The organism is Kribbella sp. NPDC051770 (genome assembly GCF_040681455.1).
Classification (GTDB): Bacteria; Actinomycetota; Actinomycetes; order Propionibacteriales; family Kribbellaceae; genus Kribbella.
Genome location: NZ_JBFAYT010000003.1, coordinates 697,031 through 718,120, shown reverse-complemented (window position 1 = coordinate 718,120; position 21,090 = coordinate 697,031). Strand labels below are relative to the sequence as shown.

22 protein-coding genes are annotated in these 21,090 nt (G+C 71.0%); 16 read left to right on the top strand and 6 right to left on the bottom strand.

The features are described 5' to 3' along the window. Window positions 1–80: 80 nt before the first annotated feature. Window positions 81–521, bottom strand: coding sequence for a hypothetical protein (locus tag AB0M01_RS14845; protein ID WP_363669446.1), 441 nt, complete (start codon window positions 519–521; stop codon window positions 81–83). Window positions 522–630: 109 nt separating this feature from the next. Here AB0M01_RS14845 and AB0M01_RS14840 point away from each other — a divergent pair, with 109 nt between their 5' ends. The 9 genes from AB0M01_RS14840 (at window position 631) to glsA (ending at window position 11,964) form a co-directional block, all read left to right on the top strand. Next, the gene (locus AB0M01_RS14840) at window positions 631–1,218 is read left to right on the top strand and encodes a hypothetical protein (protein ID WP_363669444.1); all 588 of its coding nucleotides are present in this window, start codon (window positions 631–633) and stop codon (window positions 1,216–1,218) included. An 87-nt stretch (window positions 1,219–1,305) separates the two neighbouring features. Then, window positions 1,306–1,809 carry a hypothetical protein gene (locus AB0M01_RS14835; RefSeq protein WP_363669442.1) on the top strand — a complete coding sequence of 168 codons (504 nt, stop codon included), beginning with the start codon at window positions 1,306–1,308 and terminating at the stop codon, window positions 1,807–1,809. 54 nt (window positions 1,810–1,863) lie between these two features. Continuing rightward, entirely contained in the window at window positions 1,864–2,685 is an 822-nt protein-coding gene (locus AB0M01_RS14830; RefSeq protein WP_363669440.1) for a c-type cytochrome, read from the top strand. Window positions 2,686–2,813: 128 nt separating this feature from the next. Then, entirely contained in the window at window positions 2,814–5,399 is a 2,586-nt protein-coding gene (locus AB0M01_RS14825) for a LuxR C-terminal-related transcriptional regulator (protein ID WP_363669438.1), read from the top strand. Window positions 5,400–5,513: 114 nt separating this feature from the next. Next, window positions 5,514–5,996, top strand: coding sequence for a DUF1269 domain-containing protein (locus AB0M01_RS14820; protein WP_363669436.1), 483 nt, complete (start codon window positions 5,514–5,516; stop codon window positions 5,994–5,996). Window positions 5,997–6,017: 21 nt separating this feature from the next. Next, window positions 6,018–7,517, top strand: a complete 1,500-nt coding sequence (locus AB0M01_RS14815; RefSeq protein WP_363669434.1) for a leucyl aminopeptidase — start codon at window positions 6,018–6,020, stop codon at window positions 7,515–7,517. Beyond that, entirely contained in the window at window positions 7,514–9,181 is a 1,668-nt protein-coding gene (locus AB0M01_RS14810) for an AbgT family transporter (RefSeq protein WP_363669432.1), read from the top strand. The genes AB0M01_RS14815 and AB0M01_RS14810 overlap by 4 nt, the downstream gene beginning before the upstream one ends. A 9-nt stretch (window positions 9,182–9,190) precedes the next feature. After that, window positions 9,191–10,981 (top strand): SLC13 family permease, encoded by a 1,791-nt coding sequence (locus tag AB0M01_RS14805; protein ID WP_363669430.1) that lies wholly within the window; start codon window positions 9,191–9,193, stop codon window positions 10,979–10,981. Further along, entirely contained in the window at window positions 10,981–11,964 is a 984-nt protein-coding gene (gene glsA, locus AB0M01_RS14800; RefSeq protein ID WP_363669428.1) for a glutaminase A, read from the top strand. The genes AB0M01_RS14805 and glsA overlap by 1 nt, the downstream gene beginning before the upstream one ends. A gap of 11 nt (window positions 11,965–11,975) precedes the next feature. Here glsA and AB0M01_RS14795 read toward each other — a convergent pair whose 3' ends face one another. Further along, the gene (locus AB0M01_RS14795) at window positions 11,976–13,082 is read right to left on the bottom strand and encodes a trypsin-like peptidase domain-containing protein (protein WP_363669426.1); all 1,107 of its coding nucleotides are present in this window, start codon (window positions 13,080–13,082) and stop codon (window positions 11,976–11,978) included. A gap of 20 nt (window positions 13,083–13,102) precedes the next feature. Further along, on the bottom strand, window positions 13,103–15,073 hold the full coding sequence (locus tag AB0M01_RS14790) for a hypothetical protein (protein WP_363669424.1): 1,971 nt from the start codon (window positions 15,071–15,073) through the stop codon (window positions 13,103–13,105). A 148-nt stretch (window positions 15,074–15,221) separates the two neighbouring features. Here AB0M01_RS14790 and AB0M01_RS14785 point away from each other — a divergent pair, with 148 nt between their 5' ends. Together AB0M01_RS14785 and AB0M01_RS14780 are read left to right on the top strand one after the other, a co-directional pair. Further along, the gene (locus AB0M01_RS14785; RefSeq protein ID WP_363669422.1) at window positions 15,222–15,656 is read left to right on the top strand and encodes a DUF6325 family protein; all 435 of its coding nucleotides are present in this window, start codon (window positions 15,222–15,224) and stop codon (window positions 15,654–15,656) included. Further along, on the top strand, window positions 15,653–15,901 hold the full coding sequence (locus AB0M01_RS14780; RefSeq protein ID WP_363669420.1) for an SHOCT domain-containing protein: 249 nt from the start codon (window positions 15,653–15,655) through the stop codon (window positions 15,899–15,901). The genes AB0M01_RS14785 and AB0M01_RS14780 overlap by 4 nt, the downstream gene beginning before the upstream one ends. Here AB0M01_RS14780 and AB0M01_RS14775 read toward each other — a convergent pair. Continuing rightward, window positions 15,898–16,917 carry a lysylphosphatidylglycerol synthase domain-containing protein gene (locus AB0M01_RS14775; protein ID WP_363669418.1) on the bottom strand — a complete coding sequence of 340 codons (1,020 nt, stop codon included), beginning with the start codon at window positions 16,915–16,917 and terminating at the stop codon, window positions 15,898–15,900. The two genes, AB0M01_RS14780 and AB0M01_RS14775, sit on opposite strands and share 4 nt — an antisense overlap. A 149-nt stretch (window positions 16,918–17,066) precedes the next feature. On the opposite strand from AB0M01_RS14775, the gene AB0M01_RS14770 reads away from it, so the two are divergent. The 5 genes from AB0M01_RS14770 to AB0M01_RS14750 all read left to right on the top strand — a co-directional run bounded on the left by AB0M01_RS14770 (window position 17,067) and on the right by AB0M01_RS14750 (window position 19,021). Then, window positions 17,067–17,288, top strand: coding sequence for a hypothetical protein (locus AB0M01_RS14770; RefSeq protein ID WP_363669416.1), 222 nt, complete (start codon window positions 17,067–17,069; stop codon window positions 17,286–17,288). Between the two features lies 1 nt (window position 17,289). After that, window positions 17,290–17,967 carry a GAP family protein gene (locus AB0M01_RS14765; protein ID WP_363669414.1) on the top strand — a complete coding sequence of 226 codons (678 nt, stop codon included), beginning with the start codon at window positions 17,290–17,292 and terminating at the stop codon, window positions 17,965–17,967. A 61-nt stretch (window positions 17,968–18,028) separates the two neighbouring features. Then, the gene (locus tag AB0M01_RS14760; RefSeq protein WP_363669412.1) at window positions 18,029–18,355 is read left to right on the top strand and encodes a PadR family transcriptional regulator; all 327 of its coding nucleotides are present in this window, start codon (window positions 18,029–18,031) and stop codon (window positions 18,353–18,355) included. Then, on the top strand, window positions 18,352–18,711 hold the full coding sequence (locus AB0M01_RS14755) for a DUF1048 domain-containing protein (RefSeq protein WP_363669410.1): 360 nt from the start codon (window positions 18,352–18,354) through the stop codon (window positions 18,709–18,711). The genes AB0M01_RS14760 and AB0M01_RS14755 overlap by 4 nt, the downstream gene beginning before the upstream one ends. A 1-nt stretch (window position 18,712) precedes the next feature. Beyond that, the gene (locus tag AB0M01_RS14750; protein WP_363669408.1) at window positions 18,713–19,021 is read left to right on the top strand and encodes a DUF1048 domain-containing protein; all 309 of its coding nucleotides are present in this window, start codon (window positions 18,713–18,715) and stop codon (window positions 19,019–19,021) included. Here AB0M01_RS14750 and AB0M01_RS14745 read toward each other — a convergent pair. Together AB0M01_RS14745 and AB0M01_RS14740 are read right to left on the bottom strand one after the other, a co-directional pair. After that, window positions 19,015–20,037, bottom strand: coding sequence for an aldehyde reductase (locus AB0M01_RS14745; protein ID WP_363669406.1), 1,023 nt, complete (start codon window positions 20,035–20,037; stop codon window positions 19,015–19,017). The genes AB0M01_RS14750 and AB0M01_RS14745 overlap by 7 nt on opposite strands. Beyond that, window positions 20,034–21,083 carry an aldo/keto reductase gene (locus AB0M01_RS14740; protein ID WP_363669404.1) on the bottom strand — a complete coding sequence of 350 codons (1,050 nt, stop codon included), beginning with the start codon at window positions 21,081–21,083 and terminating at the stop codon, window positions 20,034–20,036. The genes AB0M01_RS14745 and AB0M01_RS14740 overlap by 4 nt, the downstream gene beginning before the upstream one ends. Window positions 21,084–21,090: the final 7 nt, after the last annotated feature.

The window sequence follows — 21,090 nt, the reverse complement described above, 5'->3', positions numbered from 1 at the left end:
GAGGCAGCGCTTGAGCGCTGCCTCGCCTCGCCGTCTGCAGCCATCCAGAGCAGCAACCGGCTGAATCCAGGAACGACCTGTCAGATGTCCAGGTCCCACGGAAAACCGTAGTCCCGCTGAATCGACACCGTCGCGTCACGATCGAGAACACGCCAAGCCTCGACAGGCCCGGAGGAGTCAGGGAAGACCTCGAGGGTCATTCCGGCGGACCACCGCACGATCAATGCCCCGCCGCTCGAGATCTGCACCTCCGACACCAGCCCGTCGAGACGTCCGAGGATGTCGTTCACGATCACCGCGGCCGAGTCGAAGATCGTCCGGAACTCGTCGAACGCCGCTGTTCCGGTCCCGCGTTGAGGGAACTTCATGTCAGCCGACCCAAGCAGGATCTTCTCGTCGTGGAGAAGCCTGAACGGGCACTGGGCGTGAATCGCCAACCGCTGCCCCCGCGAGCCGGTCAGTTCGACGATCCCCATGGTCAGGGCCCGGCCGACTGAACCGACGTTCGCCCCGATCAGCATCGCCCGGATCTCGTCGCGCTTTCTCTCAGCATCCACCACAGAGCCCTTACCTACGCGATGACGTGCAGGAGCACCTTACGTTGACGGCTCGCCTTCTATCGTGGGGCCCGTGGAGGAGCTCGATCGGATCACCGCGGCGATCGCGAAGTATTGCGCGGAGTTGCACAGGTTGACGTTGGCCTGGGTGGACGAGCAGATCGATCGGGAGGAGCACGATCGGCGTGCTGCTGGACCGAAGGCCGCGCTCGAGCGGTTGCACGCAGCGCGCGTCGAGCTCCACTCGACAGCACCGGAGACCGAGGCGGAGCTTGATGCGCTCATCGCTGATGTTCGCGTGTGTCGGCAGGAAGCGATCGAGCGGCGGGGGCGGCTTCGGGATCCGCAGCAGTCTGTGGCTGACGAGATCGATGGGTACACGTTGCGGCTGGAGGAGCTGACCAAGCGTGGGACCTTCGAGGATCCGCTGGTGGTGTGGGCGGATTGCCGGTACTGCCGGCATCGGATCAGGCGGCCGGCTGAGGATGACGGGCCTTGGGTGCACTGTGATGTGGACGGCAGGCCGCTGCCCAGCAACGGCGCCAGGGGGTGTCGGGCTGCTTCGTTCGATCGGGATGGGGATTGGAACGATGCGCTGCCGCGGACGAAGACGGCTGCGCCGGCCAGAGGCACCGTGACGCAGGTCGTGCCGCGCGGGTAGGAGCACGCTGCGCTCGCCCGGATCGGGGGAGGTCACGAGCGCACCCGTACGGAACAGTCTCGTCGGGGGGTACGGCGAGGAGGCGGGATGAATCGCGGGCTGTTGAACTCGTTGAGCGGGGTCGAGCGCCAGCTGATGGACGAGACCGAGTCGGAAGCTCTCCAAAAGCTCGACGAGGACGAGTTGCTGGAGCTTCATCAGCGCGTACGGCGGGCTCGGACGAAGCACGTGAAGAACTACCGGCGGGCAGCCGGAGCCGCGGTGGTGCCGGCGGGTGGGCGTGGGATGGCTTATCCGGCGAACCAGCGGGACCGGGACAAGGCGGAGCTGTTCGAGGGGGCGTTGGCGCGGGTGAGCCGGGAGGTCGCGGCGGCGGCGAGCCGGGCGTCGATGGAGTTGCGGAGTGAGCGCCTGGCGGCGGCGCGGGCCGGAAAGGCAACAGGCGCAACGGCAAACGCAAACGCAAAGCTGGAGAGCATGCCGCCGAAGACAGCGCCGAGGAAACCAGTGAAGACCACCGGTGGACTGAAGAAGGACGCCTCCTCCCGCGCGGCCGGCGCCCGCCGGCAAGCCAGGAAAGACGCCCGCTGACGTCACCCGATTCAGGGGATCCCCAGCACCACCCCACCGTGCTTGCCTGCACTGGTGAAGAGGGGCAAACTCGCGCGCGCACTCGTCGTCGGTGCCGCGCTGGTGACCGTCGGCGCGGCGTACGCCGTACTGGCGCCGGACAACGCGTCCGGTGCCGACGGACCGCAGTCGGACCAGGTCGAGCAGGGGCGCCGCCTCTTCGCCGTCAGTTGCGCGAGCTGTCACGGTCTCAACGCCGAGGGTGGGACGAACGGCGAGGGCCGTGACACCGGTCCGTCGTTGATCGGCGTCGGCGCGGCCGCGGTCGACTTCCAGGTCAGCACCGGGCGGATGCCCGCGGCCCAGCCCGGGGCGCAGATCCCCCGCAAGCCGCCCGTCTTCACCGTCGACGAGATCAACGCCCTCGCGGCGTACGTCGCCTCGCTCGCACCTGGTCCGGCGGTTCCCGCCGAGGAGTCGTACGACGTCAGCAAGGCGACGCAGGAGGAGGTGGTCCGCGGCGGCGAGCTGTTCCGCACCAACTGCACGGCCTGCCACAACTTCGCGGGCCGCGGCGGCGCGCTGCCGGACGGCAAGTACGCGCCGACGCTGATGACGTCGACGCCACGCAACATCTACCAGGCGATGCTGACCGGACCGCAGCAGATGCCGGTGTTCTCCGACCACGTGCTGCTCCCCGAGGACAAGCGCGCGATCATCGCGTACGTCGTGGCGCTGCAGCAGCGCGACGACCCGGGCGGGTTCGGCCTCGGCCGGCTCGGCCCGGTCTCCGAAGGCTTGTGGGGCTGGCTCGTCGGGATCGGTTCGCTGGTCGCGGTCGCGGTCTGGATCGGTGCGAAGGTCCCGCGCGTGCACCGCGGTACGAAGGACGACTGACTCGAACGCTTGCCCAACACCCACCCCCGCGAACCCCTGCCGCAACGGTCGCGGACCCGTTAGTGTCGTATCCCGGAACGTGGAGGACGGCAACGACGACGGGCACGCCCACCCAGGGGGTGATGCGCGTGGCGGGTCCAGCACAACGGCGACCACAGCACCCCCAGCGAGCCGGGAATCTCCCCCGCCCGCCGCTGACCCTCGTCTCCCGGGAGCGTCTGCACGCAGCCCTCGATCTCGGTGTCCGCTCGGCGCTGACCGTCCTGGTCGCACCGGCCGGGACCGGGAAGACCGTCCTGCTGTCGGACTGGGTCGCTCGCCGGCAGCGCGCCGGGGAGCAGGTCGTCTGGGTCTCGGGGCAGACCCCGGAGATCCTCGCCAGCGCTCTGGACAGCGAGGTACCGGTCGTCATCGACGACGCACACCTGCTACCCGCCTCCGACGTCGCCGAGATCTCCAGCGTGCTGCAGCAGTCGCCGCACGCGGTCCGCCTGCTCCTGGCCACCCGCTACGACCTCGCGCTGCCCGTGGCCGAGCTGGAGATCCGCGGCATGGCGCTGACGCTGCGCTCCCGCGACCTGCGCTTCAACGACGCCGAGGCGACCGCGCTGGTCCGGGCCCACGCCGAGAGCGCGACCGCCGACGACATCATGGTGTTCCAGGAACGTACGGCGGGCTGGGCCGCCGCCCTGGTTCTCGCCGCACGGACGCTGCAGGCCTCAGGCGATGCCGTCTGGCCGCTGGTCAACCAGCGACCGGTGCTGGACCTCCTGCTCGGCGAAACCCTCAGCACGCTCGACGAGCCGGTCCAGACGATGCTGCTGAGCACCTTCGGTGCAACGTCGCTGACCGAGCACCTCGCCACCGTGCTGAGCGGCGACGCCGAGGCCGGTCCGATGCTCGCTGACCTGGCCGGCAACGGCCTCCTCGTCACGGCGTACGCCGACGGCCCCGGCAGCGACCCGCACTACCAGTACCACCCGCTGCTGGTGGAGCTGCTCCGCCGCCGGATCGCATCCAGCGACGAGGACAAGGGCCTCGTCGTCGAGGCCCAGCACCGCTCGGCGGTGTACCACGAGAACCGCGGCGACCACGTCGACGCTCTGCGCAGCGCTGTCGGTACCGACGACGCGGCGCTGATCGGCCGGATCCTGCTCCGGCACGGCCCCGCGATCCTGTCGGCCGGCGAGTCCGCGCTCGTCGAGACCGCCTTCGAAGCCCTGCCACCCCTGTACGTCGGCCAGCACCCGCACCTGCTCGGTGTCCGCGGCCTGCTCCGCCGTGTCACCGGGTACGTCAACGGCGCGGTCCTCGACGCGGCCGCGGGTGACGCTCAGCTGAGCAAGATCGACCCGGCGGACCCGGACGACGACGCACTCGCGGCGGACGTCGTCCTGCTCCGGCTGTGGGAGTCCCGCTACGGCTGGTACGAGGTCGACGTGGCGATCGCCCGCGCGCGATCGCTGCTCACCAAGGCCGTCCTCGGCCCCGAGCGCCTGACCTGGCTGCTGATCGAGCTGGCCGCCGCCGAGACCTGGTCGAACGACCTCGACACCGCGCTCGCAGACCTGGACGAGGCGCTCGTCAGCGCCCGGATGGCCGCCCACCAGCAGCTGATCGCCGGAGCGCTCGCCCACCGCGCGATCGTGCTCTACGCCCGCGGCCAGGTCCAGAACGCGGCCCGCTCGGCGCAGGGCGCCCTCGACGCCGGTGGCAGCCGCGGCCTCCCTGAGGAGTACGCCGCCCGCGCGCACGTCGTACTGGGGTTCGCCGCGCTGCACGAGCTCGATCTCGACGCGGCCTGGCAGCACCACCGGACGGAGACCGAGGTCGCGGAGTCCGACACCGTCGTCTGCGCGCTGCGTTCGATGTTGCGCGCCTCCCTGCTGATGGAGGCCGGCCGGCTCGACGAGGCGCTCACCGAGCTGACCACCGATCCGGCGTCGGCCGGTCCGCTCCCGGCCTTCCTCTCCCGCGACCTCGCACTGCTGCGCATCCAGCTGGCCGATCTCGTCGGCGACCTGCCCGTGGTCGAGACCCAGGTCGGCGTCCTCGAACGCAACGGTCATCCGGCCGAGGCCGAGGTGATCCGGGCGATGGTGTCGATCGTGCACGGCGACGTCCAGGCCACCTTGGCGCTGATCGACCACGTTCTCGACCAGCCAGACCTCTACCCACCGCTGGCCGCAGCAGCCGCCTCGTTCCGCACCGTGCTGCTGGCCAGGACCGGCGACGAGCCCGCAGCCGACGCCGCGCTGGTGGACACGCTGAACCGCGTGACCCCGCAGCATCTGCTGCACGCCGTCGTCTCGATCAGCCACGAGCCGACGTTCCTCGACCGCCTCCGCCGCCACGTGACCGGCCCGAACCCGCACCCGTTCGCAGCGGTCGCCCTCGAGAAGCTGGCCGGCGACCCGGCGGGCTGGGCCGACGTCGGCGGAACCACTCTGCTCGCCAGGACGAGACCCGACGCCCACCGCCCGCTCCCCCGCCGGCTCGAAGCCGTCATCAACGGCGCCCGGATCCAGCTCACCGCGCGCGAGGCCGACGTGCTCGACGAGCTCGCGCTCGGCAGCTCGTACACCGAGATCGCCCAGGCCCTGTTCATCACCGAGAACACGGTCAAGACGCACCTGATGTCGCTGTACCGCAAGCTCGGCGTCGAGAAACGGTCCGCCGCGCTCCGGGTCGGCCGCACCGCCGGGCTCCTCTAGCCCTCCCCCGTACCGGGTGACCGGTACGCCGCCGTCCGAGGTCACCTTGTTCGGAGGAGGCCCGCCGCCACCGGGGTTGATGGGATGAGGCGTTCTGCAGAGGAGGAACCCACCATGACCCATCTGGTAGTGCTCGGGCTGGACAGCCGTGAGGACGCCGAACGCGTGATCCAGCTGACCGAGGACCTGGCCAAGCAGCAGCTGCTGCAGCGCGACGACGCCGCGATCGCCTACAAGGACGCCAAGGGCAAGGTCCGGATCGAGCAGACGATCGCCCTGACCGGCCCAGCCGCGGCCAGCGGCGCGTTGTGGGGCACGGTGATCGGGCTGATCTTCCTGAACCCGATCGCCGGCCTGGCGGTCGGGGCGGCCACCGGCGCGGTGGCCGGGAAGCTCACCGACGTCGGCATCAACGACGACCTGATCAAGCAGGTCGGCAGCCAGCTGCAGGAGGGCAAGGCCGCGGTGTTCCTGCTGGCCCGGTCGGCGACCGTCGACCGCGTCGTGGACGCGCTGAAGCCGTTCAGCCCGACGATCATCCAGACCAACCTGACCAAGGAGCGCGAGGAAGAGCTCATCCAGGCTCTGCAGAGCTGAGGTCCGGCCGGAGGAGGTTTCGTGAACACCACCAAGGACGACTTCGACCCGATCCCGTCGACCCGCTTCCAGGCCACTGTCGGGGTCGGGTCGCTGGAGCAGGCGCAGACCGAGGCCGACGCGCTCGCCGTACCGGTCGGTGCGGACGGCGAGCCGGCCGCGGAGCTCGGGACTGACCGGGCCGCACTGGCCTCGGCCGGTTTCACCGGGCAGCGCGGCCAGTCGCTCGTGCAGCCGCGCAGCGACGGACCGGTCCGGGTCGCGATCGGGACCGGTGCCGGTGAGGTCGACCTCGCCCTGGTCCGGGACCTGGCGGCCGACTTCGCCCGGGCCGTGCCCTGGCACCGGCGGCTCGCGATCGAGGTGCCGCCGCAGCTGCGCGGCGTCTCGGTCGCCGACTTCGCGCAGGCCGTCACCGAAGGCGTCCTGCTGGCCCGCTGGCGGTACTTCCTCGGCAAGGACGCCGACAAGCCGACGCTGGAGTCCCTGCTCGTGGTGGCCTTCGACGAGGACTCCGAGCAGGCTCGCCAGGGTGTCGAGCGCGGCCGGGTCGTCGCGGCCGCGTGCAGCCTCGGTCGCGACCTGGCCAACTGTCCCGCCACCACGCTGTCCGCCGTACGGATGGCCGAGATCGCCGTCGAGGTCGGTACGGCGGCCGGCCTCGAGGTCGAGGTCTACGACAAGGACCAGCTGATCGCGATGGGCTGCGGCGGCCTGCTCGGCGTCAACCGCGGCAGCGTGCAGCCGCCGCGGATGGTCCGGCTGCGCTACACGCCCGAGCAGCCGACCGGCCGGATCGCGCTGATCGGCAAGGGGATCATGTACGACTCCGGCGGTATCAGCCTCAAGCCGAGCGACGAGTCGCACGCCCAGATGAAGAACGACATGACCGGCGCGGCGACCGTGCTGGCCTCGATGACCGCGCTGCGCGACCTCGGCTGTACGGCGGCCGTCACGGGCTACCTGATGTGCACCGACAACATGCCGTCCGGTTCGGCGATGATGCTCGGCGACGTGCTGCGGATGCGCAACGGTACGACGGTCGAGGTGCTCAACACCGACGCCGAGGGCCGCCTGGTGATGGCCGACGGCCTGGCCCTGGCGACCGAGGAACCGGTCGACGCGATCGTCGACATCGCCACCCTCACCGGCGCTTGCCTGCGCACCTTCGGGGTCGAGATCGCCGGCGTGATGGGCAACGACCCGGCGGTGGTCACCCAGCTGAAGACAGCCGGTGAGATCGTCGACGAACCGGTCTGGGAGCTCCCGCTGCACCGCCCGTACCGCAAGCAGCTCGACTCCCCGATCGCCGACCTGACCAACATGGGCGGCGTGAACGCGGGCTCGATCACCGCCGCGCTGTTCCTCGAGGAGTTCGTCGACGGCAAGCCCTGGGCGCACCTCGACATCGCGGGGACCGCGCAGCTGCCCGAGGCCCGGAGCTGGCGGAACAAGGGCGCGACCGGTTTCGGCACCCGGTTGCTGATCGAGTTCGCGCGATCGTTCGCGACGCCGTCATGAGCGCCAAGACGGTCGGTGACAAGCCGGTCAAGGCCGGCGGGATGCAGCGCGTCCTGGACGGGATCGAGCGGGTCGGCAACAAGGTCCCGCACCCGGCGCTGATCTTCCTGGGCCTGATCGTGATCGTCATCGTGACGTCGCAGATCCTGTCCTGGGCCGGCACCAGCGTGACCACCGAGGTGGCCGAGCCCGCAACCGTCCAGGTCGCGCCGGAGTACCCGCAGGGCACCAGCGTCGCGGGCAACGACGCTCCCCCGGCCCCGCCGGTCCCGGACTTCGAGGTGCGCGAGGAGACGATCACCGCCGAGAGCCTGCTCGACGGCGACGGCATCCGGTTCATGTTCACCACCGCCGTGCAGAACTTCAACGACTTCGGCGTGGTCGCGGTGATCCTGGTCGCGATGATCGGTGTCGGCGTCGCCGAGGAGGCCGGCCTGATCGCGGCGCTGATCCGCAAGATGGTGAAGGTGGCGCCGAAGGGCGCGATCACGTTCATCATCGTGCTGCTCGGCGGCATCTCCAGCGTCGCCTCGGACGCCGGCTACCTGGTCCTGATCCCGCTCGGCGCCGCCGCGTTCGTCTCGCTCGGCCGGCACCCGCTGGCCGGGATCGCGGCCGCGTACGCCGGGGTCAGCGCGGCCTTCTTCGTGAACGTGCTGATCACCCCGGCGGACGGCATCATCACCGAGGTCACCAACGAGACGGTCGCGCTGGTCGCGCCCGACGTGCACCTCAACGTCACCCACAACTTCTTCTTCAGCATCGCCTCGACGATCTTCTGCGCGATCGTGATGACGATCGTCACCGAGCGGGTGCTCGAACCGCGACTCGGCCGCTACGACCCGGCCGAGGCACCGGCGGACGCGCCCGCCGACCACGTGCCGACCGAGGAGGAGATGGCGCTGGAGTCCCGCGGGCTGCGGTTCTCGGTCTACTACCTGCTGGTCGCGGTGGCGATCGTGTCGGCGCTGACGTTCATCCCGGACGCGCCGCTGCGCAACCCCGAGACCGGCGAGATCTTCGGGTCGTCCCCGTTCATGAGCAGCCTGCTGTTCATCATCTCGATGCTGTTCCTGGCCGCGGGCCTCGGCTACGGGCGCGGCGCGAAGTCGCTGACCGGCAGCACCAACGTGATCAACGCGATCGTGAAGACCTTCAACGGGCTCGGCGGCCTGATCTTCCTGATGCTGCTGATCGCCCAGTTCATCGCCTACTTCAACTACACCAACATCTCGACGCTGGCCGCGACCGGTCTGGCCGACCTGCTGGAGCGGGCCGACATCGGCGCGCTGCCGCTGCTGATCGGGTTCATCGTGCTGGTCGTCGTGATCGACCTCATCATGCCCGGCGTGATCCCGAAGTGGGCGATCCTGGCGCCGATCTTCGTGCCGCTGTTCTACCGGCTCGGGATCGCGCCGCAGACCGTCGTCGCGGCGTACCGGGTCGGGGACGGGCCGGTGAACGTGATCACCCCGCTGATGGTCTACCTGCCGTTCATCGTGCTGGTCTGCCAGAAGTACCGCAAGAAGGCCGGACTCGGCACGGTGGTCTCGATGATGCTGCCGTACACGCTGGTGGTCCTGGTCGCCTGGGCGCTGTTCTACGTGGTCTGGTACCTGACCGGGATCCCGTGGGGGCCGTCCTCCCCGGTGCACCTCGGCTAGGCCCGCGCCATGGATGACGGCACGGTGAGCCTGATCATCCTCGGGCTCACCGTCGTGGCGTTCGTCGCGAACCGGCTGCCGGTCGAGGTGGTCGCGGTGCTCACCGCGCTCGCGCTCTGGATCACCGGCGTGCTCGACTTCACCGCCGTGCTGGCCGGGTTCGGGGACCCGGTCGTCATCTTCATCGCCACGCTGTTCGTGGTCAGCGAGGGTGTCGACTCGACCGGCGTGACGGTCTGGGCCGGTCAGCAGATCGTCAAACACGCCGGTACGACGCGCGGCCGGCTCCTGGTCGCCGTGACCGCACTGTCGGCCGTGCTCTCGGCGCTGATCACGCTGAACGGCGCGGTGGCGGCGCTGCTGCCGCTGGTGGTGATGCTCGCCGTCCGGATCGGTCAGCCGCCGTCGCGGATGCTGATGCCGCTCACCTTCGCGGGCAGCGCCGGGTCGCTGCTGATGCTCACCGGTACGCCGGTCAACATCATCGTGTCCGACGCCGCGAACGACGCGGGCGCCGGTCCGTTCCCGTTCTTCTCGTTCGCCGTGGTCGGCGTCCCGCTGGTGGTCGGCACGATCGCGATCTCGGTGCTGCTCGGCCCGAAGCTGCTCCCGGCGGCCCGGCCGGCCAACCCCGCGGCCGACCTCGCCGTGCATGCGACCACGCTGCACGCCCACTACACGCTGCCCGAGCGCCTGCACCGGCTGCAGGTCCGCGACGTCTCACCGCTGCTCGGCCGGGTGCCGCACGACGTCGACCTCACGTCGTACCCGGACGTGGTGATCGTCGGGATCCAGGACGGCCAGGGCCGCCCGCGCGCGGACGCGGCGATCGACGTCGGCGACGTGCTGGTGGTCACCGGTCCGGCCGACCAGGTCGCCGGACTGACCACCGAGTCGTTGCTCGCAGCAACCTCCGTGCCGATGGACGGGCTGATCACCCGCGACGCCGGGGTGGTGGAGGTGGTGATCCCGCCCCGGTCGTCGATGGTCGGCGAGACGGTCTTCCCCGGGATGCACCGGGCGCACGACCTGGTGGTGATCGCCGTGCAGCGGATGGGCAAGGACCGCGGCCGCCGGTCCACCCAGCTGGCCGAGGGCGACGCGCTGCTCGTCTACGGCCCCTGGCCCGAGCTCGACGAGCTGACCCGGGACCGCGACGTCCTGCTCGTCGACGCCCCCGAGCTGGTCCGCCGCCAAGCGGTCCCCTGGGGCCCGAAGGCGTCGGTGGCCGTCACCGTGCTCGTGGCGATGGTCGTGCTGCTCGCGACCGGCGCCGTCCCGCCCGCGATGGCCGGAGTCCTCGCCGCGACCGCGATGGTGCTGACGAAGGTCGTCACGCCAGGCCAGGCCTACCGGGCGATCTCCTGGCAGATCGTCGTCCTGATCGGTGCGCTGATCCCGTTGTCGGGCGCGATCCAGTCCAGCGGCGGCGCCGACCGGATCGCCGACCTGATCGTGGACGCGGTCGGGCCGGGCCGCCCGTACCTGCTGCTGCTGGCTCTGTTCGTGCTCACCGCCGCGCTCGGCCAGATGGTCAGCAACACCGCGACCGTGCTGATCGTCGCGCCGATCGCGGTGGCTGCGGCGCAGGGCACCGGGACGTCGGTGCAGCCGGTGCTGATGCTGGTCGCGGTCGCGGGCGCGGCCTCGCTGCTGACCCCGATCTCTACCCCGGCGAACATGATGATCATGAGCCCGGCCGGCTACCGGTTCGGCGACTACTGGAAGCTCGGGCTGGTGGTGCTCGCCTGGTGGTTGCTGACGGCAATCGTCATCGTCCCGCTGGTCTGGCCGTTCTGATGCCACCGGACCGGTTCGTCTCGACCGGCGGCCTGCCCGGCGGGGCGACCGTCGGCGACCTGGTCGAGACGGCGTACCGGCTCTTCCGTACGACGGACGCCGGCGAGCTGTCGGCGGTCTACCCGGCGCTGACCCGCGCCGACCCGGACAGCTTCGGGATCTGCGTCGCGGCGATCGACGGCCGGCTGTACGAGGTGGGCGACTCGCGGCGGGCGTTCACGATCATGAGCGTCGCCAAGCCGTTCGTGTTCGCGCTGGCCTGCCAGGCGGTGGGCGTGGACGCCGTCCGCGCGCTGGTCGGCGTGAACGCGACCGGGCTGTCGTTCAACTCGGTCCAGGCCGTCGAGCGGTCGAACGGCGGGCGGACCAACCCGATGGTGAACCCCGGCGCGATCGCCACGACCAGCCTGACGCCGGGCGAGAGCCTGGACGATCGGTGGCGGTTGCTGCTCGACGGTCTGAACCGCTTCGCCGGGCGGCCGCTCGCGCTGGACGCCGAGGTGCTCGCCTCGGCCCTGGCCACCAACCACCGCAACCGTGCGCTGGCCGCGCTGCTGAAGAGCGTCGACGGTCTGGCCGGGGACACCGACGCGGCCGTCGAGCTCTACACCCGGCAGAGCTGCCTGAGCGTCACCGCGACCGACCTGGCGATGATGGGCGCGACGCTGGCCGACGGCGGCGTCTGCCCGATCACGCAGGAGCGGGTGGTCGACCCGGAGATCGCCCGGGTGACGCTGGCGGTGATGACGATCGCGGGTCTGTACGAGACGTCGGGTGACTGGCTGCTCGATGTCGGGATCCCGGGGAAGAGCGGGATCGGCGGTGGGATCGTGACGGTCTCGCCGGGCAAGGGCGCGCTGGCGACGTACGGGCCACGGCTCGACGAGGCGGGGAACAGCGTGCGGGGGATCCTGACCGCGCGATACCTGTCACGGCACCTCGGGCTGGATCTGCTCGCGTCGCAGCCGGTCGCGCCGGCTTAGCGAGCGCCGGCTTAAGGAGCGCCGAGCGTCAGCATGGCGTTGGCCGGCGCACCTCCCCGTACGAAGGTCAGCTCGATCGTGTCCCCGACCTGCCGGGTCAGCGTCGCGACGACGACCTGCTCGCTGCTGGTGGCCGGCTCACCGTCGATCCGCGTGATGATGTCGCCCGCCTTCAGCCCTGCCTTCGCGGCCGGTCCCCCGGCGTCGACAGCGAGCACGAACAACCCGGTCGGAGCCCCCGACGCCTTCGCGACCGCGGGCGGGATCTCCTGCACCTGCAGCCCGGTCGTCGGGTGTCCCGGCTGACCGGTCTTGATCAGCGAGTCCGCGATCGGCTTCGCGAGATCGACCGGGATCGCGAAGCCCAGGCCGACGCTGCCGCCCCCGCCGACCCCGGCCTCGTTCGGTACGGTCGCGATCGCCGCGTTCACCCCGACCAGCTTGCCGGCGCAGTCGACGAGCGCGCCGCCGCTGTTGCCCGGGTTGATCGCCGCGTCGGTCTGGATGGCGCCGATCAGGTGGTGGGTGACGCCGTCGCCCGGCACCGGCACGTACCGGTCCAGCGCACTGACGATGCCGGACGTGACCGTGCTGGCCAGTCCGAGCGGCGCGCCGAGCGCGACCACCGGCTGGCCGATCTTCAGCGCGGCCGACGAGCCGAAACCGATCAACGGGTAGTCCTTCGCGGCGTCGGCTGCCTTCAGTACGGCGAGGTCGGTGCTCGGGTCGCGCCCGACGATCACGGCGTCGGAGCTGCGGCCGTCGCTGTACTGCACACTCACCGCACCACCCGCGCCAGCGGCGACGGAGATGACGTGGTCGTTGGTGAGAACGTAGCCGCCCTCGGTAATGATCTGCCCCGACCCGGTCCCGGCCTGGGCGCCACGACGGGCCGAGATCGTGACGATCGACGGGAGCACCTGGTCGGCGACCGGTACGGCGGCACACATCGCGGTGTCCGCGTCGGCCGCCGCCGGAGTCGACGCGCTGCCGCTGTCGTCCCGTACGGCGACGAAGACGAGGGCGGTGATCAGCGCGCCGACGACTGCGGCGGCGGCCGCGATCGGCACCAGCGGGTTCCAGGAGCGGCGTGCCGCCGGCGGTTCGGGCTGGACCATCTCGGCCTCCTCCGGTCCGGTCAGGAGCCTGCGCGCACGCTCCCGTCGCCATCCCGAGAATAGGTTCGGCGATCGCCCGGCAGCTCCCCTGATCCGGGTGAATCCGGCCGCGGTTCGGCGCGGTCGAAGGACAGGTAGACGACCGCGGCCGCGGCGACCGGCATCGCCAGCGCGAACAGCACCGACGACGCGAGATTGATCAGCCCCGGTGCCAGGTCGGTGCCCAGCAGCAGGACGATTCCGGCGATCGGCCCGGCCGCCAGCGCGAGCCCGACGACGATCGCGAGCGGACCAGCGGTGCGCCACCAGCGGCCCTTCACGAGCAGGCGGCTGCGTCTGAGCGCCGTACGGCCGGTGCATCGCTCGGCGACCACGATCGGGATCGCGAACGCCCGGCTGGCCGCGTAGTAGATCGCCAGCGGGATCGTCGCGACGAAGACCGTCAGGACGGTGATGACGACGAAGTACTGCACAGCCGCGTGGGTCAGCGGTCGCCAGTGCGCGGCCACCACCTGCAGAGCGCGCGACACCGTCATCGGGCGGCCGCGGTCGAGCTGGTCGAGGGTCGCCGTCACGGCGGCCAGCAGGACGACGTACGTCGCGACCGTGAGCAGCGTGATGACGAGCGCGGTCAACGACGCCCAGAAGCCGGTCGCGTTCTCGGTCGGGGCGCCGAGGTCGGTCGGCGCGTCACGCCGCGCGACCTGCAGCTCGGCAAGGACGAGCGTCAGCAGACTCAGTACGACGAACGCCGCGGCGAAGCCCGCGAACAGGCGTGGTCGTCGCCGGAACAGCTGCAACGCCGCGACCACCGTCTGACCCCATGCCCGGTGCCGGCGGGCCGGAAGGGGGTCCGCGTCGCTCCAGCGGGTGCGGCTGGCGGCGTACCAGATCAGTACGACGACCGCGGCGAGGATCAGGCCGAGCAGCCAGGTGCGGTCGAGGGTCTCGCGCAGCAGGTTCGAGCCGGTCGCGACGGCGGCGCAGAACGCGTTGGTGCTGTTCGGGCCGAGCAGCGTGCCGGCGGGGACTGTGCTGCTGTCGTCGCGCCAGCTCGTCTCGGCGTCCTGGATCGGCGCGGTCCACGAGGTCTTCATGTTCGGGCCGGTGGGTCCGTCGAAGAAGGATCGTTGCCGTTCGCCCCATCGTCCTTCGAACGCCAGCCACGGGTACTGACGCAGGTAGTCGGCGCGGTCCATCGGGACGTACGCGACGCGGGGGCGCAGCTCGGTGGCCGGGTTCGTCGTGTCGTCGCAGCCGAGGCCTTCCGAGCCGCGGCCGAGGTAGAGGCGGCGGCCGTACTTGTTCGCGTGCGAACCGGCCGCGGGGTAGACGACCGGATGGGTCGAGTCGACGAGCTCGAGCTTGGCGTCACCCCAGCGGGCGCGTTCGGCGCCGCCGTGCTGGCTGTAGCCGACCGCGGTCGGTTCGGTGCTGAGCGCGGCCTGGGGAGTGGCCGCGTCGAAGACCAGCCGGATCGACTCCCAGTCGCCTTCGTGGGTGTTGTTGTAGTCGTTGAACACGTAGAAGAACCAGTACTCCAGGGAGAGCTGACCGGGGAAGCCCGGGTCGGCGACGACGTGGGCGTAGACGGTCGACGGGTGCGCGGCGTTGATGCGGGCCGACCACTCGGCGTACGAGCATCCGGGGCGGAGCGGGTCGCCGGGGAAGTCGAGGAAATGGCCGGGGAAGCCGTGGCCGAGGTCGGCGGCTTCGGGTTGCGGTTTGACCAGGTCGGGTGGTCTCCACGGTCCACGGAGCGCGACCTGCTGATCGCCGAGCACGGCCTCGACGTCGGTGGGCTGAAACTGCTCGCCGTCCGCGCAGCGCGAGGAATCGCCTTGGAGCTTGACCACCGGCGCGTAGCGTTCGGCCAGTTGCTGTGCGGCGGCATCGGCCGGAGGATCTGCGGCCTGGGCGGGTGCGGTCGGCAACAGTGCGGCCGGCAGGATGCACGCGACCGTTGCCAGTGCTCTCTTCCAAGCCGTCATGCCCACAGGATGTGCACGCCCGCGCACTCCCCACACCATCCGGCTCCGGCCTGATCGGCACCGGCCAGGTCACCCGATTCGGGTGATCCGCCCGATCCCGGCGGCACCGGAGGATCTGGGTGTTCTGCGGATTCCGTTGGGAGGCCCGATGCCGGACCAGGAGCCTGTGCTCGGCCCGATCGACCTGCTGGTCGTCGAGGTCCCCGCGTCCGGCCCCGGCCCCCGCGGGCTGGCCGCGCTGCTCCGCCTCGCCGAGGCCGACCACATCCGCGTCCTCGACCTCGAGATCGTGCACAAGGCCGCCGACGGCACCCTGGCGCTCGCCGTACCGGACCCGGACGCGATGCCCGAGCTGACCCCGTTCGTCGGCTGCTCGTCCGGCCTGCTCGGCGCCGACGACCTGCAGGAGGCCGGCGACTTCGTCTCCGCCGGCCGCTCGGCGATCGTCGTGATCTACGAGAACGAGTGGGTCGTCGCGATGGAGACCGCCCTGCGCGAGGAAGGCGCGCGCCTGGTCGCCGCCGGCCGGATCCCGGCCGCGGACATCGAGGCGGCGCTCGGTGACGGCTGGGAGAAACCGTGAGCCTGTTCAGGAGCGCGGCCCGGACCGCCGTCATCGCCGGTACGGCGGCCCGCGTGCACAACCGCGTCGCCGCCCGCCAGCAGGGCAAGTGGGCCGCCTCGACCGTCGCCCCGCCGCCGACCGTCGCGAAGGACCGCTCCGGCGTCCTCGCGCAGCTCCGCGAGCTCGGCAGCCTGCGCGACGACGGCATCCTCAGCGACGCCGAGTTCGAGGCCGAGAAGGCCCGGATCCTCGACACCGCCTAGGCCGTCGACCGCCGCCACCACATCACTGTCAGCAGGCCGACCACCACCGGCACGACCTGTACGGCGACCCGCCAGACCAGCAATCCCGCGACGAGATCTGTCGCGTCCAGCGCGGTGTGGTCCGCCACGAACGCGGCGTACGTCGCGTCGAGCACGCCGGCGCCCATCAGCGGCAGCCCGGTCAGCGGGTACGCGACCATGAAACTGCAGACCATGACGAGCACCGTCCGCCCGTCCAGCTGCACCCCGACGAACGCCAGGCACAGCACGAGCACACCCGCCTCGACAGCGACCAGCAGCACCTGACTCAGTACGGCGAGCCACCCGCGCTCACTCATCCGCCCGGCGCTGTGCGACTGGAACGAGACCAGCCGCTCCTTCCACACCTCGGGCCCCTGGCTGGACGGCCGCACCCGGCGGAACACCCGCCCGAGCAGGCGCCCGATCGTCGCCGCGGTGCGTTCCGCGCGCAGCGCGTACAGCAGCCCGACGAGCAGCACCAGCGCGCCCGCGCCGAACAGCAGCCCCGACCAGGCGAACGGCGGGTAGAGCTCCAGCGCCGCCCAGAAGATCACGAAGCCGAACGCCGGCGCGGCCAGCCGTACGACGTAGAAGAGCGTCGTCGCGAGCGTCAGCCCGGACGCGGCGTCCGTGGTGTCGATCCCCCACGACCGCAGCATCGCGAGCCGGATCACCACGTCGCCGGGTGAGGGCGCGATGGTCGCGACCGCCGCCGCGGCGACGTCGCTGACCATCGCGCGGACGTAGCCCAGACCGGTGATCAGCAGCGCGAGCGGCGCGGCGAGGACCGCGCGCCGGCACAGCATCGCGACCAGCAGCACGCCGACCTGCCACAGGCTCAGGTGCGTGAGCGCGTAGCCGACCTCGCTCCAGTCGACGCCGCGGATCAGCCGCAGCAGCAGCCAGCCGACCACGACGACGAGCAGCACCCGGCCGATCCGCAGTACTGGCTTCGGGACCCTGGCCCGGTGCGCCGGTGTCGACGTCTCGGCCATCTGCCCAGCCTGTCGCTCCGGCGCCCGCTCACCCTCCCCCGATCCGGGCGACCGGTACGGCGTCCGGAGGCGTCGCCCAGGAAGGGTGATGCCCCGCCGAGCCGCGAGTCGCACAGTCGTTGCGAGAGGGGTCGTGAAAGGGGCGTCCCATGGGCCACTACGTCATCCGGGTGAAGGGCACCCTGTCGCGGGACCTGACCGCCGCGTTCCCGTCGCTCAGCGTGGACCGGGAGCCGGCGCAGACCGTGCTGCACGGGTACCTGGACGACCAGGCGGCGCTGGCCGGCATCCTCAACCACCTGGACATGCTGGGGATCAACATCCTCGAGGTGCTGCAGGTCCCGCCGACCCAGCCACCGAACGGCTCCTGAGGTGTGGCCGGTCGCCGGAGCGGTCTTCCCGCAGGCGATGGCGATCGCGCTGAGCCCGGTGCCGCTGGTCTGCATCGTGCTGGTGCTGATGTCGGACCGGCCGGTCCGCGCGGGGCTCGCGTTCACCGCCGGCTGGTTCGGCGCGTTGACGCTCGCGACCGGGCTGGTCGCCTGGCTGACCGACGGCGTCGCGGACGACAACGCGGAGGCGACGCGGGACGGCGTCGACGTACTGCAGCTGGTGGTCGGGCTCGTGTTCGCCGTACTCGCGGTCCGGTACTGGCGTAAGCGGCCGCCACCCGACGCTCCCCCGCCGCGGCCGGCGATCGTCGATCGGATTCCGGCGTTGTCGGCGCCGGCTCTGGTGCTCGCCGGTGCGGGGGCGGCGCTCGCGAACCTGAAGAACGTGCCGCTGGTGCTGAGCGCGGGCAGCTCGCTGGGCTCGGCCGCGCTCGGCACGGGGTCGTTGATCGGCGCGGTCGTTGTCTTCGTCGTCGTCGCGTCGTCGACGATCCTCGGACCACTCGCCGCCGTCGCTGTTGCCGGAGCGCGGAGGTCGGCGCCGACGCTGAAGTCGCTGGAGAGCTGGCTGCTCGGCAACCTCACCACGATCACCGTCGTCGTCCTCACCGTCCTCGCCACCACTCTGATCGGCCGTTCGCTGGACCTGTTCCGGTAGCCGGTACTCGGTGCTACTGTGTACTGGTACTCGGTGCCACCGAGTACCAGAGAGGACCGCGATGGACGACCTGACCGAGATGCTGAAGGGCACCCTCGAGGGCTGCGTGCTGGAGATCATCGGCACCGAGGAGACCTACGGCTACGCGATCACCCGGCAGCTGAACGAGCTCGGCTTCGCCGACGTCGTCGAGGGCACGGTGTACACGATCCTGCTCCGGCTGGACCGCAACCGGCTGGTCCAGGTGACCAAACGGCCGTCCGCGCAGGGACCGCCGCGCAAGTTCTACGCGCTCAACGCGGCCGGCCGCGCCGAGCTCGCGACCTTCTGGGGAAAGTGGGACTACGTGACCGCACGGATCGAGAAACTGCGGGAGGGGACGCGATGACGACGTTCTGGGAGACCATCACCGGCAGCGACCTGACCCGGGAGTGGAAGGCGTACGAGGTCCGCGCGGCCGCGCTGCCGAACGCGTACCGAGCCGCCTGGGAGGAGATCAAGGGACACCTGTTCGGCTACTCCGACTTCACCGGGCGCAACCTGATGCCGATCTTCGACAGCGCGCTCGGCCTGCTCGAGGAGTCGGCCGCCGAGGGCCAGACCATCTACCAGGTCGTCGGCGACGACATCGTCGGCTTCAGCGCCGCCCTGGCCGGCGGGGCCGGCGCCCGCACCTACCGCGACCGCTGGCGCGACCAGCTGAACAAGAACGTCGCGAAGAAGCTCGCCAAGCTAGGAGACTGACGTGGGCATCCAGGACATCATCGAGGGCAAGAAGCAGTGGCGCGCGCACGTCGCCCGGATCAAGGCACTTCCGCCCGACTACCAGATCGTCTACCGGGAGATGCAGCGCTACATCTTCAAGGTCGGCCCGGTCGACCTCACCGACGGCACCCTCCTGAACGGCATCGCCGACTTCTTCGAGGAGGGCGCCGCCAGCGGCCGCGGCGTGCTCGACCTGATCGGCCCCGACGTCGCCGCCTTCTGCGACGACCTGCTGAAGGACCACCCGACGTACGCCGAGCAGTACCAGCAGTCCCTCCACGATCAGTGAGCGTGGGCCAGCAGACTCTCGGCGGTCTCCGCGATGGTCCGCTCGATCGGGCGCGGTCTCCAGCCCAGCAGGCGTTCGGCCTTGGCGCTGGTGGCGTCGAAGTCCTGACCGAGCTGCGGGCGTACGGCGCGTAACTGCGGGTTGAAGTGGCTCAGAATACGGGCCAGCGGCAACGGAATCTCCCGGGTCGGCGCCTTCGCGGCGCGCTCGCCGAGCTGCTCGCGCAGGATCCGGCCGACCTCGACGGTGCGCAGACTCGGACCGGCCGAGGCGAGCCAGCGTTCGCCGACCGCGTTCGGGTCGGTCATCACGCGCAGGTGCAGATCGGCGACGTCACGGACGTCCACCCAGCTGGTGCCGAACGGCGGGCAGGCGGGCAGCGCGCCGTCGAGCATCTGCCGGATCACCCGCAGCGAGGGCGGGTCGTCCGGACCGAGCACCGGCCCGAGCACACCGACCGGGTGCACGGCCGTCAGTTCGAGGCCTCGGCCTTCGTTCTGCACGAACTCCCAGGCCGCGCGCTCGGCGAGCGTCTTCGACTTCTGGTACGGCGCGATGTCGGCCTCGACGTTCGTCCAGTCCTGTTCGGTGAACGGCGTCGCCCGCCGCGGATGCCCGTAGCCGACGGCACCGAACGCGCTGGTCAGCACGACCCGCTTCACCCCGGCCGCGTGGGCCGCCCGCAGCACCCGCAGCACGCCGTCCCGCGCGGCGCTGACCATCGACGCCTCGTCGACCGGTCCGTTCCGGAGCGTCGGCGACGCGACGTGCAGCACGTACTCGCACCCGTCGACCGCCGCCGGCCATCCGTCGTCGCTCTCCAGATCAGCCCGGACGACGCCCAGCCGCGCGTCGTCGAACTCCGTTGCCGCATGCAACTGCTCGCGCAGCGCCGCCTCGCGTTCGAGACTCCGAACGGTGGTGCGCACGTCGTACCCAGCCTGCAGCAGCGCGAGCACGCACCAGCTGCCGATGAACCCCGAACCGCCGGTGACCAGCACCTTCGCCCCGCTCATGCCAGCGCCATCCCGGGCACGCGCTGCCGGATCACTTCCAGCTCGGCCTCGTCGGAGACGCCCTGCCAGTCGAACCGCGGCGTGTACGGCGCCTCCAGGCGGCGTACGTCGTCGTCGGTGAGCTCGACGTCGAGCGAGGCCACGGCGTCGTCGATCTGCTGAACCGATCCGGCCCCGACCAGCGGCGCCGTGACCACGGGCTGCCGGCGCAACCAGGCCAGCGCGACCTGCGCCCGGTTCACACCGTGGCCCTGGGCAACTTCTCCGACCGCGTCGACGATCGCGTGGTTGGAGGCCTCCTGCTCCGGGCTGTAGAGCGTGTCGGCGTACGCGCCGTCGCTCTCGGACCGGGTCGTGGTCCGCGCCTCGTCCCAGGCGCGAGCCAGTCGGCCGCGCGCGAGCGGCGACCAGATGATCGTCCCGACCCCCTCGTCGAGGCAGAGCGGGATCATCTCGCGCTCCTCCTCGCGGGCCAGCAGGTTGTAGTGGTCCTGCATGGAGACGAACCGCGCCCAGCCGTGCTCGGCCTGCAGACGCAGCGCCTTCGCGAACTCCCAGGCGTGCATCGACGAGGCGCCGAGGTAGCGCACCTTGCCGGCCCGGACCAGGTCGTTCAGCGCCTCGAGCGTCTCCTCCCACGGAGTGGTGTGGTCGTTGCGGTGGATCTGGTACAGGTCGATGTAGTCGGTGCCGAGCCGGCGCAGCGAGTGGTCGACCTCGGTCAGGATCGCCTTGCGGGACAGGCCGCGGCCGTTCGGGCCGGTCCGCATCGGGTGCCGCAGCTTGGTGGCGATCACCACCGCGTCGCGGTCGGCGAAGTCGCGCAGCGCGCGGCCGAGGATCTCCTCGCTGGACCCGTTGGAGTACAGGTTCGCGGTGTCGAAGAAGTTGATCCCGGCGTCCAGCGCGTGCTGGATCAGCGGGCGGGCCTCCTGCTCGCCCTTCGACCAGACCGGGTGCCCGCGGTCGGGTTCGCCGTACGTCATCGCCCCGATGGCGATCGGTGACACGTCCAGACCGGTCGTGCCGAGCTTGATGTACTGCATGACGCTC

Coding starts and splice junctions, on each gene's coding strand:
- AB0M01_RS14845 (WP_363669446.1), bottom strand. CDS start 521: ATGCTGATCGGGGCGAACGTCGGTTCAGTCGGCCGGGCCCTGACCATG.
- AB0M01_RS14835 (WP_363669442.1), top strand. CDS start 1,306: ATGAATCGCGGGCTGTTGAACTCGTTGAGCGGGGTCGAGCGCCAGCTG.
- AB0M01_RS14820 (WP_363669436.1), top strand. CDS start 5,514: ATGACCCATCTGGTAGTGCTCGGGCTGGACAGCCGTGAGGACGCCGAA.
- AB0M01_RS14810 (WP_363669432.1), top strand. CDS start 7,514: ATGAGCGCCAAGACGGTCGGTGACAAGCCGGTCAAGGCCGGCGGGATG.
- AB0M01_RS14805 (WP_363669430.1), top strand. CDS start 9,191: ATGGATGACGGCACGGTGAGCCTGATCATCCTCGGGCTCACCGTCGTG.
- glsA (WP_363669428.1), top strand. CDS start 10,981: ATGCCACCGGACCGGTTCGTCTCGACCGGCGGCCTGCCCGGCGGGGCG.
- AB0M01_RS14795 (WP_363669426.1), bottom strand. CDS start 13,082: ATGGTCCAGCCCGAACCGCCGGCGGCACGCCGCTCCTGGAACCCGCTG.
- AB0M01_RS14790 (WP_363669424.1), bottom strand. CDS start 15,073: ATGACGGCTTGGAAGAGAGCACTGGCAACGGTCGCGTGCATCCTGCCG.
- AB0M01_RS14785 (WP_363669422.1), top strand. CDS start 15,222: ATGCCGGACCAGGAGCCTGTGCTCGGCCCGATCGACCTGCTGGTCGTC.
- AB0M01_RS14775 (WP_363669418.1), bottom strand. CDS start 16,917: ATGGCCGAGACGTCGACACCGGCGCACCGGGCCAGGGTCCCGAAGCCA.
- AB0M01_RS14770 (WP_363669416.1), top strand. CDS start 17,067: ATGGGCCACTACGTCATCCGGGTGAAGGGCACCCTGTCGCGGGACCTG.
- AB0M01_RS14760 (WP_363669412.1), top strand. CDS start 18,029: ATGGACGACCTGACCGAGATGCTGAAGGGCACCCTCGAGGGCTGCGTG.
- AB0M01_RS14755 (WP_363669410.1), top strand. CDS start 18,352: ATGACGACGTTCTGGGAGACCATCACCGGCAGCGACCTGACCCGGGAG.
- AB0M01_RS14745 (WP_363669406.1), bottom strand. CDS start 20,037: ATGAGCGGGGCGAAGGTGCTGGTCACCGGCGGTTCGGGGTTCATCGGC.
- AB0M01_RS14740 (WP_363669404.1), bottom strand. CDS start 21,083: ATGCAGTACATCAAGCTCGGCACGACCGGTCTGGACGTGTCACCGATC.